Annotated in this window: 15 protein-coding genes and 1 pseudogene; 4 read left to right on the top strand and 12 right to left on the bottom strand. The window is 73.9% G+C overall.

The genetic code is table 11. The features are described 5' to 3' along the window. Positions 1-91 precede the first annotated feature (91 nt). From ACIOGZ_RS28090 to ACIOGZ_RS28080, 3 genes are all read right to left on the bottom strand, one after another. Positions 92-1315 (bottom strand): cation:proton antiporter, encoded by a 1224-nt coding sequence (locus ACIOGZ_RS28090; protein WP_363580943.1) that lies wholly within the window; start codon positions 1313-1315, stop codon positions 92-94. 220 nt (positions 1316-1535) lie between these two features. Continuing rightward, entirely contained in the window at positions 1536-2867 is a 1332-nt protein-coding gene (locus ACIOGZ_RS28085; protein WP_400987850.1) for an NAD(P)/FAD-dependent oxidoreductase, read from the bottom strand. 501 nt (positions 2868-3368) lie between these two features. Continuing rightward, the gene (locus ACIOGZ_RS28080) at positions 3369-4274 is read right to left on the bottom strand and encodes a TIGR01777 family oxidoreductase (RefSeq protein ID WP_400987847.1); all 906 of its coding nucleotides are present in this window, start codon (positions 4272-4274) and stop codon (positions 3369-3371) included. 64 nt (positions 4275-4338) lie between these two features. On the opposite strand from ACIOGZ_RS28080, the gene ACIOGZ_RS28075 reads away from it, so the two are divergent. Together ACIOGZ_RS28075 and ACIOGZ_RS28070 are read left to right on the top strand one after the other, a co-directional pair. Next, complete coding sequence (locus tag ACIOGZ_RS28075; RefSeq protein ID WP_363580948.1) at positions 4339-4836, top strand: GNAT family N-acetyltransferase; 498 nt, start codon at positions 4339-4341, stop codon at positions 4834-4836. Between the two features lie 119 nt (positions 4837-4955). Further along, the gene (locus ACIOGZ_RS28070; protein WP_400987845.1) at positions 4956-6038 is read left to right on the top strand and encodes a DUF2510 domain-containing protein; all 1083 of its coding nucleotides are present in this window, start codon (positions 4956-4958) and stop codon (positions 6036-6038) included. 42 nt (positions 6039-6080) lie between these two features. On the opposite strand, the gene ACIOGZ_RS28065 is transcribed toward ACIOGZ_RS28070, so the two are convergent. The 7 genes and pseudogenes from ACIOGZ_RS28065 to cobU all read right to left on the bottom strand — a co-directional run. Continuing rightward, positions 6081-6596: a DUF4240 domain-containing protein gene (locus ACIOGZ_RS28065; RefSeq protein WP_350885237.1), complete on the bottom strand. Its 516-nt coding sequence runs from the start codon at positions 6594-6596 to the stop codon at positions 6081-6083. Between the two features lie 211 nt (positions 6597-6807). After that, positions 6808-8580, bottom strand: a complete 1773-nt coding sequence (gene sucB / locus ACIOGZ_RS28060; RefSeq protein ID WP_363628806.1) for a 2-oxoglutarate dehydrogenase, E2 component, dihydrolipoamide succinyltransferase — start codon at positions 8578-8580, stop codon at positions 6808-6810. A gap of 56 nt (positions 8581-8636) precedes the next feature. After that, a complete protein-coding gene (lpdA, locus tag ACIOGZ_RS28055; RefSeq protein ID WP_363580954.1) occupies positions 8637-10025 on the bottom strand; it encodes a dihydrolipoyl dehydrogenase in 1389 nt (462 codons plus the stop codon). 406 nt (positions 10026-10431) lie between these two features. Beyond that, positions 10432-11937, bottom strand: coding sequence for a leucyl aminopeptidase (locus tag ACIOGZ_RS28050; RefSeq protein WP_363580956.1), 1506 nt, complete (start codon positions 11935-11937; stop codon positions 10432-10434). A gap of 260 nt (positions 11938-12197) precedes the next feature. Beyond that, the gene (locus tag ACIOGZ_RS28045) at positions 12198-12977 is read right to left on the bottom strand and encodes an adenosylcobinamide-GDP ribazoletransferase (protein ID WP_363580958.1); all 780 of its coding nucleotides are present in this window, start codon (positions 12975-12977) and stop codon (positions 12198-12200) included. 87 nt (positions 12978-13064) lie between these two features. Next, the gene (locus tag ACIOGZ_RS28040; RefSeq protein WP_363628804.1) at positions 13065-14180 is read right to left on the bottom strand and encodes a nicotinate-nucleotide--dimethylbenzimidazole phosphoribosyltransferase; all 1116 of its coding nucleotides are present in this window, start codon (positions 14178-14180) and stop codon (positions 13065-13067) included. A 28-nt stretch (positions 14181-14208) separates the two neighbouring features. After that, a pseudogene (gene cobU, locus ACIOGZ_RS28035) lies at positions 14209-14820 on the bottom strand (bifunctional adenosylcobinamide kinase/adenosylcobinamide-phosphate guanylyltransferase); the annotation flags it as partial. A gap of 78 nt (positions 14821-14898) precedes the next feature. Here cobU and ACIOGZ_RS28030 point away from each other — a divergent pair. After that, positions 14899-15099, top strand: coding sequence for a hypothetical protein (locus tag ACIOGZ_RS28030; protein ID WP_350886321.1), 201 nt, complete (start codon positions 14899-14901; stop codon positions 15097-15099). A 17-nt stretch (positions 15100-15116) separates the two neighbouring features. Here ACIOGZ_RS28030 and ACIOGZ_RS28025 read toward each other — a convergent pair whose 3' ends face one another. Both ACIOGZ_RS28025 and ACIOGZ_RS28020 read right to left on the bottom strand, forming a co-directional pair. Further along, a complete protein-coding gene (locus ACIOGZ_RS28025) occupies positions 15117-15857 on the bottom strand; it encodes a class I SAM-dependent methyltransferase (protein ID WP_400805697.1) in 741 nt (246 codons plus the stop codon). Positions 15858-16015: 158 nt separating this feature from the next. Next, positions 16016-16606 (bottom strand): DUF3043 domain-containing protein, encoded by a 591-nt coding sequence (locus ACIOGZ_RS28020; RefSeq protein ID WP_350886323.1) that lies wholly within the window; start codon positions 16604-16606, stop codon positions 16016-16018. Between the two features lie 298 nt (positions 16607-16904). Here ACIOGZ_RS28020 and ACIOGZ_RS28015 point away from each other — a divergent pair, with 298 nt between their 5' ends. After that, on the top strand, positions 16905-17708 hold the full coding sequence (locus tag ACIOGZ_RS28015) for a PspA/IM30 family protein (protein ID WP_363580962.1): 804 nt from the start codon (positions 16905-16907) through the stop codon (positions 17706-17708). Positions 17709-17744: the final 36 nt, after the last annotated feature.

Genomic DNA, 17744 nt, shown 5'->3' with positions numbered 1-17744 from the left:
CCGAAGGGCTCGTCCGCCCGGCACCGGCTCCGGCTCCGAGTGCCCCGGCGGCGGCTAGGACCGCCTCGGCGACGGGCGGGGGCGAAGCGGCTCACCAGCTCTCGGCCCGGACGCGCGGCTGCCCGGCCTCCGGTGCGGGCGGCCGGACGCCGCCGCGCACCCGCTGCGCCACCAGCGGGAACACCAGCACCGAGAGCAAGCCGGCGCCGACCAGCGCGGCGGCCGTCGAGGACGGCAGGTGACCGTCGTCCACCTCGATGGTGGTGATCACCACGACCAGCGGCAGCGCCGTCGCGCCGTAGAGCCCGAGCGCCGTGCGGTCCCGTCGGCCGAGTCCGGCCGGGGCGAGCAGCCCGGCGGGCAGCCCGCGCACGGCCAGGAGCAGCAGCAGGAACACCGGGACGAGCAGTATCGTGCCGGGGTCGTCCAGCAGGGCGGACAGGTCGAAGTTCATCCCGCTGACCACGAAGAACACCGGCACCAGGAAACCGAAGCCGATGCTCTCCAGCTTGGCCTCGATCACCTCCTCCTCGGCCCGGCGGATGTCGGAGAGCAGCAGCCGGGAGACGATCCCGGCGGTGAAGGCGCCGAGCAGCATGTCCAGGTCGAGCCAGATCGCGGCGGCCACCATGACGGCGAGCACCAGGATCACCGCCCGGACCGCGAACTGCCCGGAGGTGCGCAGGGTGCGCTCGATGAGCCGGGTGGCCCAGCCGGGCCGGGGGCGGCGTGCGCCGAGGACCGCGACGGCGGTGATCACCGCGAAGGCGCCGAGGATGACGGCCGTCCGGACCGGGGAGTTGCCGCTGAGCAGGATGGCGATCGCGATGATCGGCCCGAACTCGCCGACCGCCCCGGTGGCCATCACCAACGATCCGAAGGGGGTGGGGAGTTCGCCGGAGTCGCGGAGGATCGGCAGGATGGTTCCGAGGGCGGTGGTGGTGAGCGCGAGCCCGGCGAAGGCGCCGTTCAGCGGGTCCCGGTTGACCAGCGCGCCCACGCCGAGCGCCGCCACGAGCGTGACCAGCCACGCGGTGCCCGCCCGTTTCAGCGGGCCGCCGCGCAGCTTGGCGAAGTCGATCTCGTACCCGGCCAGGAACATCAGCATGGCCAGGCCGAACTGGGAGAGCGCGTTGACCAGGTCGTCGACGTGCGCCCAGTTCAGGACGTCGGGGCCGATCAGGACGCCGAGCAGGATCTCGAACACGACGGTCGGGACGGCGATCCACCGCAGCAGGCGGTCGGCGAGCAGCGGCGCGGCGACGGCCGCGGCGGGGATCAGGATCAGGGCCACCGGCTGGACGGCGGCGCTCACCGCGCAACCGGCCGTACGGTGTAAATCATCCGATGAGCGGTCATGTCGGCATCCTGGCATGTCGCCGCTCCGTCACCCACCGGCAGGTCGTCAGCGTGTCCCCGGAGCCAGACCCGGAGCCTGCCGGATCGGGAGCCGGAGCCGGACCCGGAGCCCGCCGGGCCGGGAGCCGGACGGGCCGGGAGCCGGACGGGGAGCCCGCAGGCCGACCCCGCCAGGCTCAGGCCGCCGCCTCGGCCTCCCGGGCGTTGGTCGGGACGCCGAGGTCGCGCAGCACGGCCTGCGCCGCCCGCCGCCCGGAGACCAGCGCGCCCTGCACGGTGCTGGTGTCCCGGTGGTCCCCGGCGACGTACAGCCCGGCCAGCACCCGCACCGGGCGCCGGGGGTTGTGCGGCGGCGGCATCGCGGGCAGCGCGTCCGGGACGTGCCGCACGTTCAGGAACTGCCAGCCGGTGGTCGAGGCGCCGTACAGCTCGGCGAGCCGGACCCGGACCGCCGGTTCCAGCCCGGCCGGGCCACCCGAGTCGAAGGAGCGCCGCCCGAGCACGGTGGTGGCGATCAGTGCCTGCCCGGCAGGGGCGTACGAGGGGTGCAGTTCGCTGAGCACCAGGGAGTGCGAGACCAGCGGCGGCTGCCCGCCGGGCCGGTCGCCGTCGAGCAGCAGGACGGCCTCACCCAGCGGGGTGCGGTCGGCCGCGTGGTAGAAGGTCGTGACGGGGTGGAAGTCCGGCAGCCGTAGCCCGGGCAGCAGTTCGGCGGCGGAGCGGGCGTCGGTGGCGAGGACGACGGCCTGGGCGCCGATCCGCCCGTGGGTGGCGGTCTCCACGCCGTCGGCGGCGATCGAGGTGACCTGCACCCCGGTGCGTACGGTGCCGGCGGGCAGGGTGGTGGCCAGCTGGGCCGGCACGGCCGCGATCCCGCCGGCGGGCAGACAGAGCCGCCCGCGCGCGTAGGAGCGCAGGACCAGGTCGGCGATCCGGCTGCTGGTGCCGAGGGCGGGGTCGCTGAGCAGCGCGCTGAGCAGTGGCCGTAGGAAGCCGTCGAGGGTGCGCGGGGCGAGCCCGTGGCCGGCCAGCGCGCGGGCGGTGGTGGTCTCCGGGCGGGCCTTGAGGCGGCTGGCGGGGGTGGTGGCGAGCCGGCCGAGCCAGCTGCCGAGCCGGGCCTTGTCCAGCGGGCTGCCGAGTGGGGCGCGGGTGGCGGCCTGCCGGGCGGTGGTGAGCTGCGGGTCCCCGGTGCGGTAGCGCCGGCCGCCGCTGTGCACGAGGACTCCGGCCGCGAGTGGGCGCAGGTCGAGGCGGTCGAGGTCGAGGACGCGGCGGAGTTCGGGGAAGGCGGTGTTCAGCAGGTGGCTGCCGTCGTCGAGCCGGAATCCGTCCAGTTCGCGGGTGGCCATCCGGCCGCCGATCCGGTCCGTGGCCTCAAGGATCTGCACGGTGAGGCCGCGGCCGGTGAGCGTGCGTGCGGCGGCCAGGCCGGCGAGTCCGGCGCCGATGACGATGACGTCAGGGTCGGACGGGCGGCGGGCGCGGCGGGTGAAGTCGTATGTGGGCACTGGCGTGCTCCCTCCCTGGTCCCGGGGCTCCGGCCGACGCAGGCAGCGGGGTGCCGGGACACGGTCCGACGGTGTGATGCCCAGTCAGTGTGAGCATCAGACAAGCGCATCGGGCCCGATCCAAGGGGCGAGAGGGGGCGCGCGGCACCGGGCGGGAGCGCGGTCACGGACAGTGCGCCGTTGGGGCCGGGTTCCGGGGTCGGCGGGCGCGCACGGTCACCGGGGGCGTGCGACGCGCCTGGTGTGTGCTCCCATGCGCCCCCTCCCGGAGCCCCGTCCGACCCCCACCCGATCTCCGCCCGGCATATGCCCCTGGCCAGGGCGAATGCCGTAGCCACCGTACGCAGCGGGACGTACCGGAGCCCTGCGGCGGAGCCCGCACCGGAGCCCCGCGGCGGACGGCAGGGCTCCGCGACGCCGGTCGCCCCCAGCGTCACTCACAGCACCGTGCGCACCATCCCGGCGCCACTCACAGCGCCGTGCGCACCATCCCGGCGCCACTCACAGCGCCGCGCGCACCGCCACGTCCACGTCCGGGTGCGCGAAGCGGAAGCCCGCGTCCAGCAGCCGCCGCGGCACCACCCGGTGGCTGCCGACCACCTCGACCGCCAGCTCGCCGAGCACCACCTTGAGCACCGCCTCCGGCACCGGGAACGGGGTCGGCCGCCGGAGCACCCGCCCGAGCGCCGCCGTCAGCTCGGCGTTGGTGACGGGGTCGGGCGCGGTGAGGTTGACGGCGCCGGAGAGGTCGTCCCGGTCGATCAGGAACCGCAGCGCGGCGACCTGGTCGGCCAGTGAGATGAAGCTCCAGTACTGCCGTCCGTCGCCGAGCCGCCCGCCCAGCCCCAGCTTGAACAGCGGGAACAGCCGCGCGCCGGCCCCGCCGGTTGCGGACAGCACCATCCCGGTGCGCGGGTGGACGACCCGGATGCCGGCCAGCTCGGCCGGCCGCGCGGCCGCCTCCCACTCGACGCAGACCTCGGCCAGGAAGTCGTCGCCGGCGGGGGAGTCCTCGTCGATCACCCGGTCGCCGGTCTGCCCGTACCAGCCGACGGCGGAGGCGCTGACCAGCACCCGGGGCGGCTCCTTGAGCGCGGCCAGCGCGACGGCCAGCGTCTCGGTGCCGAGTGCCCGGCTCTCCCGGATCTCCCGCTTGTAGGCGTCCGTCCAGCGGTGGTCGCCGACCCCGGCGCCGGCCAGGTGCACGACCGCCTCGACCCCGGCCAGTCCGTCCTGCTCGACCTGGCCGAGCAGCGGGTTCCAGCCGATGGCCGTGCTGCCGTCGGGCTGCGGGCCCGTCCTGGAGCGGCGCCGGACCAGCCGGACCACCTCGTGGCCGTCCGCCAGCAGGGAGCGGACGAGAGCCGAACCGATCAATCCCGTGGAGCCCGTGACAGCGATGCGCATGCGTCCATCCTCCCAGTTCCTCAAGCCCTGTCATGTCGGCATGCGCCTCATTAGCATGACGCGCATGCACGAGGACAATCTGATCATCCGCCCAGCTCAACCCGAGGACGAGGGCGAACTCGCCGTTCTCAACCGTGCCGCCTGGTCCCCGCTGGCCGACGTCTCCCCGCAGCCGCCCGAGGAGGACGGCGTCTTCGACGAACGGCACACCCCGGAGCAGTACCTGGTCGCCCTCCTGGACGGCCGGGTGGTCGGCTACGTCCGCCAGGTCCCGCCGACCCCGCTGGCCAGCAACCGGCACGTCCGGCAGATCCAGGGCCTGGTCGTCGACGGCACGGCCCGCGGCCGGGGTGTCGGCCGGCGCCTGGTCGAGGCGGCTTGCGAGGCCGCCCGGGCCGCGGGCGCGCGCAAGCTGACCCTGCGGGTGCTCGGCTGGAACGCCCCGGCCCGCCGCCTCTACGAGGGCTGCGGCTTCGTCGTCGAGGGCTCGCTGGCGGAGGAGTTCCTGATCGACGGGTCCTACGTGGACGACATCTGGATGGCCCGCCGCCTGGCGGACTGACCCGCCCGACCGGCCTTGCCGGCCGCCACATCTGACGAGTGGTCAGATGTGGCGGGTGGTGCAGAGTCGTGACCGATCCGCTCTGTCTGGACCAGCACCCCGCCGGGTACCGTACGGCCGTGAGCAACTCGACGCCCCCCGGGTGGTACCCGGTCCCCGGTGCGGACGGCACCCCCGGTCACGAGCGCTGGTGGGACGGCAACGCCTGGACCAGCGAGCTGCGCCCGCTCCAGGGCGGCGTCGGCCACCTCGCCGACGCCCCCACCCAGGGCTGGCAGCCCCCCGGCCGGCAGCCCGGGTACGGCTACGGCGGTCCGCAGGACGCCCCCGGCTACCCGGGCAGCGCCCCCGCCCCGGGCTACGGCTACCCGGGCCAGGACGGCTACTACCCGGCCCAGGACGGCTACTACCCGGCCCAGGACGGCTACCCCGCCCAGGGCGCGGGCTACGGCTACCCGGCGCCGGGCTACCCGCCGCAGCAGCCGGCGCCCCGCCGGATGAGGCCCGGCCTGGTCGTCGGCATCGCGGTCGCCGTCCTCGCCGTGGGCGGGATCGTCGCCGGGATCGTGCTCAGTGGCGGCTCCCCGCAGGCCGACCCGGCCCCGAACCCGACGGTCACCATCACCCGGAGCGGCCCCGCCCCGAGCCCCACGGTGGGCACGTCCGCCCCGACGCCCGCGCCCAAGCCGGCGCCGACCGTCAGGAGCACCGTCCCGGACGCCCAGCACGCGATCACCGTCCCGGTGTTCGACGGCTGGGACGTGGCGCCCAACTCCCCGCACTCCACGGTCTACCTGGGCACCGGCCGCTACACCTGCCCAGACGGCAGCTCCTGCATCCGCGGCCAGTTCTCGGTGGAGAAGGACACCGTCCAGGGCGTCACCGCCAAGACGGCCGCCGAGGCCACGATGCCCGCGTACGCCGGCCAGATCTTCACCGGGATCAGCTCGCACACCGACTCCGGCTCCGGCTACACGACCGTCGCGGGCGTGTCCGGCTACGCCGTGCGCTGGCACATCCGCACCGCGGACGGCACCCAGGGCTACGTCCTGCTGGCGGCCGTCCCGGCCAAGGGCGGCGGCTTCGTGGTGTTCGAGGGCGGGGTGGACGACACCCCGAGCGCGCCGGACGCGTCCGTGCTGGACCAGATCCTCAAGGGCGTCAAGCAGGACGGCACGTCCGGCGGCGGCAGCACCGCCTGACGCGTCCGGCCCCGCTCATGCCGTGGGCGTGTCTGACGCGTCCTAATCCCCGTAGCGCTCCCAGAGCTTGGGAAACCGTTTCGCCATGACGTCCGGGTCGTCGAAGTCCAGCGCGGCCCCGGCCGGTCGGCCGGACTGCCGCCCGCCCACCTCGGGCAGCGGAAGTCCGGTCAGCTGCTCGTACGCCTCGTCGGCGGCGTAGCCGAGGTCCTCGGCCTCGCCGTCCTCCTCCTCGTCGAACTCGGGCAGCAGGTCCGCCAGGTCGTCAGGCTCGAACAGGGCGCCCTCGAAGACGTCCCGGCCCTGGCCGATCAGCCAGCAGCGGAAGTAGTCGAAGGTGTCGTCGGAGGCGCCGTCCAGCAGCAGGTAGGCGGCGCCCCAGAGGTCGTGGCGGTAGGCCCGCTGGAACCGGGCCTCGAACAGCCGGGCGAAGTCGATGACGTCGTCCGGGGTCAGCTGGACCAGCCGTTCCACCAGCCGGTCGGCCTGCTCGTCCGGATCGCCGTCGGCGTCCTCCCGGGTCTCGTCGATCATCTGCCAGAAGTCGGTCTCGTCCATCACCGCTCCAGCATCCCCGTTCGCAAGCCCCCGCGCATGCCATGGCCCGGCGAAACGCTGGTGATGTTCGACGCAGCCAGGCGCGGCCCGAGACAACCGGACGCGGCCGGAAGCAGGCGGACAGCAGGCGGGCCCGGGCAACGGCGGAGCCCCGCGCCGTCCAGGGACGACGCGGGGCTCCGTGCAGCCGAAACCGCGGACCGGCAGTGCCTTACAGGCCGAGCTCGACCTCGAACTCGCCGGCCTCCAGGATCTCCTTGACCGCGACCAGGTAGCGGGCGGCGTCGGCGCCGTCCACCAGGCGGTGGTCGTAGGAGAGCGACAGGTAGGTCATGTCACGGATGCCGATGGCGGTGCCGCCGTCGGCCTCGATGACCACCGGGCGCTTGACGGTGGCACCGATGCCCAGGATGGCGACCTGGTTCGGCGGCACGATCACGGTGTCGAACAGCGCACCGCGCGAGCCGGTGTTGCTGATGGTGAAGGTGGCGCCGGACAGCTCGTCCGGGGTGATCTTGCTGTCGCGGACCTTGGCGGCCAGCTCGGCGGTCTTCTTCGAGATGCCGGCGATGTTGAGGTCGCCCGCACCCTTGATGACCGGGGTCATCAGACCCTTCTCGGAGTCCACCGCGATACCGATGTTCTCGGTGTCGAAGTAGGTGATGGTGCCCTCGGCCTCGTTGATCCGGGCGTTGACGACCGCGTGGGTCTTCAGCGCCTGGGCGGCGGCCTTGACGAAGAACGGCATCGGGGACAGCTTGACGCCCTCGCGGGCGAGGAAGCCCTCCTTGGCCTTGCCGCGCAGCGACATGATCTTGGTGACGTCCACCTCGACCACGCTGGTCAGCTGGGCCTGCTCGTGCAGGGCCTTCAGCATGTTGTCGCCGATGACCTTGCGCATGCGGGTCATCTTGACCGTCTGGCCGCGCAGGGCGGACGGCGCGGCGGCGGCCTTCGGCGCAGCGGCCGGAGCGGCGGCGGCGACCGGGGCCGGGGCGGCCTTGGCGGCCTCCGCGGCGGCGACGACGTCCTGCTTGCGGATGCGGCCGCCGACGCCGGTACCGGCGACGGAGGACAGCTCGACACCGTGCTCGGCGGCGAGCTTGCGCACCAGCGGGGTGACGTAGGCGTCACCGGCGTCGGCCACCGGGGCAGCCGGCGCGGCCGGGGCGACGGGAGCCGGAGCGGCGACCGGAGCGGGCGCGGCCGGGGCCACCGGGGCCGGCGCGGCGGCGACCGGAGCCGGCGCGGCCGGAGCGACGGGGGCCGGGGCAGCCGGAGCGGCCACCGGAGCCGGAGCGGCGACCGGAGCCGGGGCAGCCACGGGGGCCGGGGCGGCGACCGGGGCCGGGGCGGCGGCGACGGCACCCGCGGCACCGATCAGCGCGAGCTGGGCGCCGACCTCGGCGGTCTCGTCCTCGCCGACCAGGATCTTCACCACGACACCGGCGATCGGCGACGGGATCTCGGTGTCGACCTTGTCGGTGGAGACCTCGAGCAGCGGCTCGTCGACCTCGACCGTCTCGCCCTCGGCCTTCAGCCAACGGGTGACGGTGCCCTCGGTGACCGACTCGCCCAGCGCGGGCAGCAGGACCGGGGTGGCGTCGGCAGCCGGAGCGGCAGCCGGAGCCGCCGGGGCGGCAGCGGCGACCGGGGCGGGGGCGGCGGGCGCCTCCACGACCGGGGCCGGGGCGGCGACGGGCGCGGCCTCGGCGACCGGGGCCGCAGCGGCGACCGGGGCACCGGAGCCGTCGTCGATGATCGCCAGCTCGGCGCCGACGTCGACGGTCTCGTCCTCGCCGACCTTGATCGAGGCCAGGATGCCGGAGGCCGGCGACGGGATCTCGGTGTCGACCTTGTCGGTCGACACCTCGAGCAGCGGCTCGTCGACCTCGACACGCTCACCCTCGGCCTTCAGCCAACGGGTGACGGTGCCCTCGGAAACGCTCTCGCCCAGCGCGGGCAGTGTTACTGAGACCGCCATGGTTTCAGCGACTCCTATCAAGTCTTGCGTACTGGAAATGGGGGGTGGTGGCGTGATCAGTCGTGCGCGTGCAGCGGCTTGCCGGCCAGCGCCAGGTGCGCCTCGCCCAGGGCCTCGGACTGGGTCGGGTGCGCGTGGATGAGCTGCGCGACCTCGGCCGGCAGGGCCTCCCAGTTGTAGATCAGCTGAGCTTCGCCGACCTGCTCGCCCATGCGGGCGCCGACCATGTGGACGCCGACCACGGCGCCGTCCTTGACCTGGACGAGCTTGATCTCGCCGGCGGTCTTCAGGATCTTGCTCTTGCCGTTGCCGGCCAGGTTGTACTTGAGGGTGACGACCTTCTCCTTGCCGTACAGCTCGACGGCCTTGGCCTCGGAGATGCCGACGGAGGCCACCTCGGGGTTGGAGTAGGTCACGCGCGGGACGCCGTCGTAGTCGATCGGCACCGGCTTGAGGCCGGCCAGGCGCTCGGCGACCAGGATGCCCTCGGCGAAGCCGACGTGGGCCAGCTGCAGGGTCGGGGCGAGGTCGCCGACGGCCGAGATGGTGGGCACGTTGGTGCGCATGTACTCGTCGACCAGGACGTAGCCGCGGTCCATCGCGACGCCGTTCTCCTCGTAGCCGAGGCCGGACGAGACCGGGCCGCGGCCGATGGCGACGAGCAGCAGGTCGGCGTCGATCTGCTTGCCGTTCTCGGTGGAGACGCGGACACCGGCCTCGGTGTACTCGACGCCCGAGAAGCGGGCCTTCAGCTCGAACTTGATGCCGCGCTTGCGGAACGCGCGCTCCAGCAGCTTGGAGGAGTTCTCGTCCTCCAGCGGGACGAGGTGCGGCAGCGCCTCGACGATGGTGACCTCGACGCCGAAGGACTTCCAGACCGAGGCGAACTCGACGCCGATCACGCCGCCGCCGAGGATGACGGCCGACTTCGGGATGCGGTCGAGCTTGAGGGCGTGGTCCGAGGAGATCACGCGGTTGCCGTCGATCTCCAGGCCCGGGATCGAGCGCGGCACGGAGCCGGTGGCCAGGACGATGTGGCGGCCCTCGATGCGCTGGCCGTTGACGTCCACCGAGGTCTGCGAGGAGAGCTTGCCCGCGCCCTGGATGAAGGTGACCTTGCGGGAGGCGACCAGGCCCTGGAGGCCCTTGTACAGGCCGGCGATGACGTCGTCCTTGTACTTGTGGACGCCGTTGATGTCGATGCCCTGGAAGGTGGCCAGAACGCCGAACTCGGCGGCCTCCTTCGTCTCGTCCGCGATCTCGGCGGCGTGCAGCAGAGCCTTGGTCGGGATGCAGCCGCGGTGCAGGCAGGTGCCGCCCAGCTCCCCCTTCTCGACCAGGGCGACGCTCAGGCCCAGCTGAGCGGCGCGGAGCGCCGCGGCGTAACCGCCGCTTCCGCCTCCGAGAATGACTACGTCGAAAACGGTGCTGGCGTCGTTCGCCACGTCACGTCCTCCATGCAATGGGGTGGGTCGCCGGGCCGGTCGCGGTCCGGTGGGTCGGAAGCCTTTGTGAGGCGCCCAGTCGTGCCGGAAATACATCTTCGCACTTGTTCGCGGTGGCTGATGTCCGGGTCCACCCCAGGGGTGTCCCACAGAGCGGTCACCGGGGCGGGAATACCCCCGACGGAAGGGCATCATTGCAGCTCAACGCGGGGTTGACAGCCGCCGGACGGGCGTCGGCGCAGCCCTGCGGCGCCATGTCTTCCGCAGGGTGGAACAAAGTTTCGCCCGCAGCGAACAGAGGTGCGGGGCGGGGTCCCGGCCTACTCGCGGGTAACCGGCGCCGGCGCGCGAACGCCGACGGGGGCCCGGCGCACGCGCGCCGGACCCCCGTCGACTCAGTGCCTGATCAGGCCTTGTTGCCCGCCGCGGTCTGCTCGGCGAACCGGACCAGGGTGCGCACCGCGCTCGCGGTGCCGCCCTTCGGGGTGTAGCCGAACGGCGCGCTCTCGTGGAACGCCGGGCCGGCGATGTCCAGGTGCGCCCAGTCGATGCCCTCGGCCACGAACTCCTTCAGGAACAGGCCGGCCACCAGGCCGCCGCCCATCCGCTCGCCCATGTTCGCCAGGTCGGCGATGGTCGACTCGGTCATGCCCTTGCGCAGCTCGGCCGGCAGCGGCATCGGCCAGGACTGCTCGCCGACCTCGCCCGAGACGGTGTGCAGGGTCTCGCGCAGCTCGTCGTTGTTGGACATCACGCCGAAGGTGCGGTTGCCCAGGGCCAGCACCATGGCGCCGGTCAGGGTCGCCACGTCGACGATGACGTCCGGGTTCTCCTCGCCGGCGCGCACGATCGCGTCGGCCAGCACCAGACGGCCCTCGGCGTCGGTGTTCAGCACCTCGACGGTCTTGCCGCCGTACATGCGCAGCACGTCGCCGGGGCGGGTGGCGGAGCCGGACGGCATGTTCTCGGCCAGCGCCAGCCAGCCGGTCACGTTGACGGCCAGGCCCAGGCGCTTGGCGGCCACCACGGCGGCGAACACGGCGGCGGCGCCGGCCATGTCGCACTTCATGGTCTCGTTGTGGCCGGCCGGCTTCAGCGAGATGCCGCCCGAGTCGTAGGTGATGCCCTTGCCGATGAAGGCCAGCGTGGCCTTCGCCTTCGGGTGGGTGTAGGCCACCTTCACCAGTCGCGGCGGGTTGGCCGAGCCGTTGCCGACGCCCAGCAGGCCGCCGAAGCCGCCCTTGAGCAGCGCCTTCTCGTCCAGCACCTCGACCTTGAGGCCGTGCTCCTTGCCGGCCGCCTGGGCGATCGCGGCGAAGCTCTTCGGGTTCAGGTCGTTCGGCGCGGTGTTGACCAGGTCACGGGCCCGGTTCATCTCCTCGCCGACCGCGGCGGCGCGCTCCACGGCCGCCTTGGCGTCCTTGCTGCCCTTGCGGGGGGCCAGCACGACCAGCTCGCCGACCGGCTCCTTGCCGCTGCCGTCGGCCTTGTAGGTGCCGAAGGCGTACGAGCCGAGCAGGCCGCCCAGCGCGACGGCCTCGACCTCGTCCGCGGACTCGGTCGGCAGGGCCAGCGCGGCCTTCTTGGCGCCGGCCAGGGTGCGGGCGGCGACACCAGCGGCGCGGCGCAGCGCCTCCAGCTGGTAGCCGGCCTCGGCGGCCTCGCCGAGGCCGACCGCGAGCACGAGCGCGGCCTTCAGGCCGGCGGGGGAGGGCACCTTGACGGCCTCGCCCTCGGCGCCGGTCGCGCCCAGGGTGCTGAGGACCTCGGTCAGCTTGCCCTCGAACGCCTCGTTCACGGCCTCGGAGCCGGGGGCCAGCACGATGCCCTTGGGGCCCTTGGCGACACCGACCACCAGGGCGTCCGCGCGCAGCGAGGCGGCGGAGGAGGTGCTCACAGACAATGCAGTCACGTAATGCGTCCTGTTCTTTCGCGGTCCACGGCCGGTTGCGGCGAGGCTGCCGCACCGGCGCAACCCGCCGTCGCAGGCCGGACCGCCCGGCACGCTCCGGGTCCGGGCCCCCTGGCGCGCGCACCCGCGCAGGTCGCGGCCACGCACACCAGAGGCCCCGGCTCCTCGGGTCACGCCGGGCGGGCAGGACCTGCGACGGTGCAGGGCTGCGGTGCTCCCCGCATGGTAGTCCGCATGGTGGGATCACGCGCCGCCCGGTATCAGCCGAGCAACGCCAGGGCGAACAGCGAGGCGGTCGCGGCGGTTTCCGCCATCGCGCCGAGCACGTCCCCGGTGATTCCGTCGAACCGCCGTACGCAGCGCCGGAGCAGCAGCTGGGCGCATCCGACGCCGAGCACAACGGACAGGGGGAGACGGAGGATTGACGATCCGTCAAACAGTCCGAGTGCGGCCAGGGCGAGCGCCGCGGCGGCCGTCCCCGCGACCGCTCCGGCGGGTGCCACGGTGCCCGCCACCATCGCGCCCAGGCCGCCCGGCCGGGCGGCCGGCACCGACCGCAGGCAGCCCCAGGCGAGCGCGCACCGCGCGGTCACCGCCGACGCCAGCACCGCGAGCGCGCCGCGCGTGGTCGACTCGGCGAACTGTCCGGCCAGCGCCGCGATCTGGGCCAGCAGCACGAGAACGAGGGTCAGGACGCCGAACGGGCCGATGTCGGACTGCTTCATGATGCGCAGCGCGTCCTCGGCCGGCTTCCCGCTGCCCAGGCCGTCGGCCACGTCCGCCAGACCGTCCAGGTGCAGCCCCCGGGTGAGCGCGGCCAGCACCCCCACCGCCGCCACCGCCCCGAGCAGCCCGCCGGCCCGCCAGGCCACCAGCGCCCCCGCCCCGGCGCCCGCCGCGCCGAGCACCAGCCCCACCACCGGGGCCGCCGTCATCGCCCGCGCCGCCGCGGCCCGGTCCCACCGCTCCACCCGCACCCGCAGCACGGACAGCGTCCCGAACCCGAACCGGAGCCCCTCGGCCCAACTGGCGCCCTGCACGACGTGTTTCCCTCCGAACGGAAGCGCCCCGTCCGATGTGCCGGACGGGGCGCCCATGATCCTGGTGCCACGGGTTGCTGCGGGTTCCTACAGCCGCCGCAGCAGGTCCGCCGCCGACGGCAGCTTCGGCTGCTCCTTCGGCGCCGACGGCACGAACGGCCGCGGGGCCTCGTCCGCGAGCGCGTCGCCCGCGGCCTGGAGCAGAGGTAGGGCCAGCAGCGCGCCGAGGCCCTCGCCCATGGTGATCCCCTGGTCCTGCAACGGCGTCAGGGTGAGGCGGTCGTAGGCCTTGGCCTGGGCGGGCTCGCCGCTCGACTGCCCGGCCCGCCACCACTCCGGCGCCCGGAAGGCGATCCGCTGCGCGACCAGCGCGCAGGCCGCCGAGACGACGCCGTCCAGCACCACCGGGAGCCGTCGCGCCGCGGCCTGGAGCAGGAAGCCGGTGATCGCCGCGAAGTCGGCCCCGCCGGTGGCGCCGAGCAGCGCCAGCTGGTCGCCGAGGACGGGCCGGGCCCGCCGCAGGGAGTCGCGGATGGTGGCGCACTTGACCATCCAGACCCGGTCGTCGACGCCCGAGCCGCGCCCGGTGACGGCAGCCGCGTCCGTCCCGCACAGCGCGCCGACCAGGACGGCGGCGACGGTGGTGGCGCCGACGCCGAGGTCGCCGAGCAGCACCAGGTCGGTGCCGGCGTCGGCCTCCTCGTCGGCGACGGCCATGCCGGCCCGGAAGGCCCGCGCGGTCTCCTCGGGGGTGAGCGCGTCCTCGACGTCGATCCGGCCGGAGCCGCGCCGGATCCGGTGGGTGACCACGTCGTCCGGGAAGTCGGCGGGGTCGGCGTCCACCGCGACGTCGACGACCCGCACCTCGGCGCCGTAGCGCCGGGCCAGCCGGGTGACCGGCGCGGTGCCGTCCAGGACGGCGCGCACCCGCGCGGCGGTGCCGCCCTTGGCGGGCAGCCGGGACACCCCGAGCGCGGCCACGCCGTGGTCGGCGGCGAACAGCAGCACCTTGGGGGCCGACACCGGCCGCACGGGGGATCGCCCCTGTACGGACGACAGCCAGCTGCCCAGCTCCTCCAGCTTGCCGAGCCCGCCGCGCGGCCGGCCGGCCTCCTGCCAGCGTTCCTCGGCGGCCCGTCGGGCGCTCTCGTCGGGGCGCTCGACGAGCGAGGAGAACGTATCGAGATCCACGGTCGTGTCCATCGTCCGGAAGGCTACACGCCGCAGATGTTCAGGCGGCGGCTGGCTTGACGGTCAGAACCTGCCCGGCCACGACCAGCAGCACACGCTCGGAGGCGTCCGCCACGGCCATGTTCAGCCGGCCCAGGGTGTCGCGGAAGCGCCGGCCGGCGGCGGTCGCCGGGACGACGCCCATCCCGACCTCGTTGCTGACCGCGACGGCCGTGCGCCCGGTGGCCGCCCAGGCCCGCGCCAGGGCCTCGCAGCGCCGCTGGACGGCGGCCTCCCCACCCGCCGCCCAGACCGCGTCGTCCCAGGCGCCGCACTCGTCCATCACGGCGGTCAGCCACAGCGCCAGGCAGTCGACCAGCACCGGCGCCGGGTCGGTCCGGTCGGCCAGCACGGCCTCCAGGTCGCAGGTCTCGGCGGTGCGCCAGCTCGCCGGCCGCCGCTCGCGGTGCAGCGCGACCCGCTGGGCCCACTCGGCGTCGCCGTCCCGGGCGCCGCCGGTGGCCACGTACAGGACGTCCGGGTGGTCGGCGAGCAGCTGCTCGGCCCGGGTGGACTTGCCGGAGCGGGCGCCGCCGAGCAGCAGCGTGCGGGGGAGCGGGTGGTGGATCGCCATGCCGCCCATCCTGCCCGACCGGGCATCCGGACCGTCCGGCCAGGCATACGGAAGATCGGGCCGGGCAGGCTAAGGTGCGCAGCACGCAGGCAGCGTCGTCGGTGGGAGGAGCCGGGCATGGTCTGGACGTGGCGGTACGAGAAGGCGGACGGCACCGCGGTGGTGCCGGAGGGCGCTCAGGAGGAGTTCGCCGGTCAGGGGGACGCCGAGACCTGGATCGGGGAGTCCTGGAAGCAGCTCGCCGAGGACGGCATCGACACGGCGGTCCTGCTGGACGACGACCGGGTGATCTACTCGATGAGCCTGCACGAGGCGTAACCGCCGTCGCGGGGCCGCTACTTGGCGCCGACCACGTGCAGCAGCGCGGCGACCTGCCGGTACGGGTCGGTGCGGCCGGCCCGGTCCTCGGCCTCCAGCAGCTGGGCGAGCTGCCGCCCGTCCACCGGCGGGGCCGCGTCGTCGGGCGCGTTGTCGGTGAAGACCCGTACGCCGTACCAGTGCTTCAGCGGCACCGACACCTCGGAGAGGGTGACGGTGAGGTCGGCGAGGCGGTCGGCGCGGGCGGCCAGCCCGAGCCGGTTGTAGTACCGGTCGCTCTCGAAGGCGTGAAGGGCGGCCCGCCAGTCCCCGGCGGCGGCGGGCCGCAGGGCGAGCGCGTCGCGGTTGCGGACCAGCAGCGAGAGCAGCCCGCCCGGGGCCAGCAGCCGGGCCAGCGAGGCGATCATCGGGTCGGGGGCGGGCAGGTACATCAGGACGCCGTGGCAGAGCACCACGTCGAAGCTGCGCGGGCCGAACCAGCGCCCGCACTGGTGGGCGTCGCCGCTGAGCAGTTGCAGCCGGCCGGCAACCTCCGGCGGTTCCTCGGCGAGCGCCCCCTGGGCGACGCCGAGCGCGACCGGGTCGGAGTCGATGCCGGTGACGTAGTGGCCGGCCCGGGCCAGGCGCAGCGCCTGGGTGCCCTGGCCGCAGCCGATGTCGAGGACGCGCTGCGCGGTGCGGCCGGCCAGCTGCTCGGCGAGCTGCCGGGAGACCAGTTCCTGGCGGACGAAGTCGCGCAGTCCGCCGAGCCGGTCCAGCCAGGCGCCGGTACCGCCGGCGAAGGAGCCGCTGCGCGAGGGCAGCCGGCGCTCCTGGCCGATCCGGTCGTGGCCGCCGTCCCCCTGCCCCGGCAACGCGTACAGGCCGGGCCCCTCCCAGGAAGGGGGGGCCCAGCCGGAGTCCACCGGTTCGGCGGTCAGGGCTTCTCTCCGCGCCGCACCTGCGGCTTGGGCAGTCGCAGCCGGCGCATCTGCAGGATGCGCATCAGGCCGTAGGCGACCGCGCCGCGGGTGTTCTGGCCGGCGAAGCGCTCGGCGAACTGCTTGCGCAGACCGAAGCCGAGGCGGACGAAGTCCAGGATCACCAGCACGAAGAACAGCAGGAACAGCAGCGTGGACAGCAGCTGGATGGCGGGCACCTTGATGATGCTCAGCACCAGGATGACCACGGCGGCGGGCAGGAAGAACTCGGCGAGCGACCAGCGGGCGTCCACGTAGTCGCGGGCGAACTTGCGCACCGGGCCCTTGTCACGGGCCGGCAGGTGGCGCTCGTCGCCCTCCAGCAGCGCGGTGCGCTGCTTCTCGCGCTCGGAGCGCATCCGCTCGCGGGCCTGGCGGGCGGCCTCCTTGCGGTCCTTGGGCACCGTCACCCGGGTGCGCCGGTTGGCCTCGGCCTCACTGCGCTTGGGCGTTGGCCGGCCCTTCTTGGCCTGGGGGTGGCGGGTCTCGTCCGGCTTCTCCAGCACGGTGGCGGAGGCGGCTGCATCATCTGAACGGCGTCGGAACACACCACCAGCGTACGGGGTGCCGGGCGGCTTCTCGGGGTCCCCTCGGACCCAAACGCGTATCAATCCGCGAGGTCGGCGCCCGCCGGGGTTTCCCGGCCCCTTCCCGTAGGGGATCAATCGGATGGACTATGGAGGGGATGAGAGGCGGATCCACCCGGGGGAGGAGGAACTCCGCTGGTCGCTGTAGCAGTCTTGTAGCAGGCAGGTGCACTGCGGCGACGGGCTCGCTGCACATACACTCGTCGTGTCTGGTATCGAGATAGAGACCGCAGGCCGGAGAAGGGGGCACCCGAGGCCCATGAGCGACGGAATCATGAAGCGTATGGGGTTGATCTTCCGCTCCAAGGCGAACAAGGCCTTGGACCGGGCGGAGGATCCCCGAGAGACGCTCGACTACTCCTACCAGAAGCAGCTCGAACTGCTGCAGAAGGTACGGCGTGGCGTCGCGGACGTCGCGACCTCGCGCAAGCGCCTGGAACTCCAGCTGACCCAGCTCCAGCAGCAGTCGGCGAAGTACGAGGACCAGGGCCGCAAGGCGCTGTCCCTGGGCCGCGAGGACCTCGCGCGCGAGGCGCTGACCCGCCGGGCCAACATGCAGTCCCAGATCACCGACCTGGAGACGCAGTACCAGGCCCTCCAGGGCGAGGAGGAGAAGCTCACGCTCGCCTCCCAGCGGCTGCAGGCCAAGGTGGACGCCTTCCGCACCAAGAAGGAGACCATCAAGGCCACCTACACCGCCGCTCAGGCGCAGACCCGCATCGCCGAGTCCTTCTCCGGGATCTCGGAGGAGATGGGCGACGTCGGCCTGGCCATCCAGCGGGCCGAGGACAAGACGGCCCAGATGCAGGCCCGGGCCGGTGCGATCGACGAGCTGCTGGCGTCCGGTGCGCTCGACGACTCCAGCGGTCTCGGCCGCAAGGACGACATCGAGGCCGAGCTGGAGCGGGTGGCCGGCGGCACCGACGTCGAGCTGGAGCTGGCCCGGATGAAGGCCGAGCTGGGGGGCCCGTCCTCCGGTCCGGCCGCGATCGAGCAGGGCAATTCGCAGCAGCCGCAGGCCCAGCCGCAGCAGGACACCCCGCGCATCAACTACAACAAGTGATCTGAGCTCCATCCCACGAACCAGGGAGACGCACGG

The organism is Kitasatospora sp. NPDC088160 (genome assembly GCF_044741445.1).
Lineage (GTDB): Bacteria > Actinomycetota > Actinomycetes > Streptomycetales > Streptomycetaceae > Kitasatospora.
The sequence above is the reverse complement of the archived record's forward strand: the minus strand, read 5'-3'. Positions and strand labels throughout refer to the sequence as shown.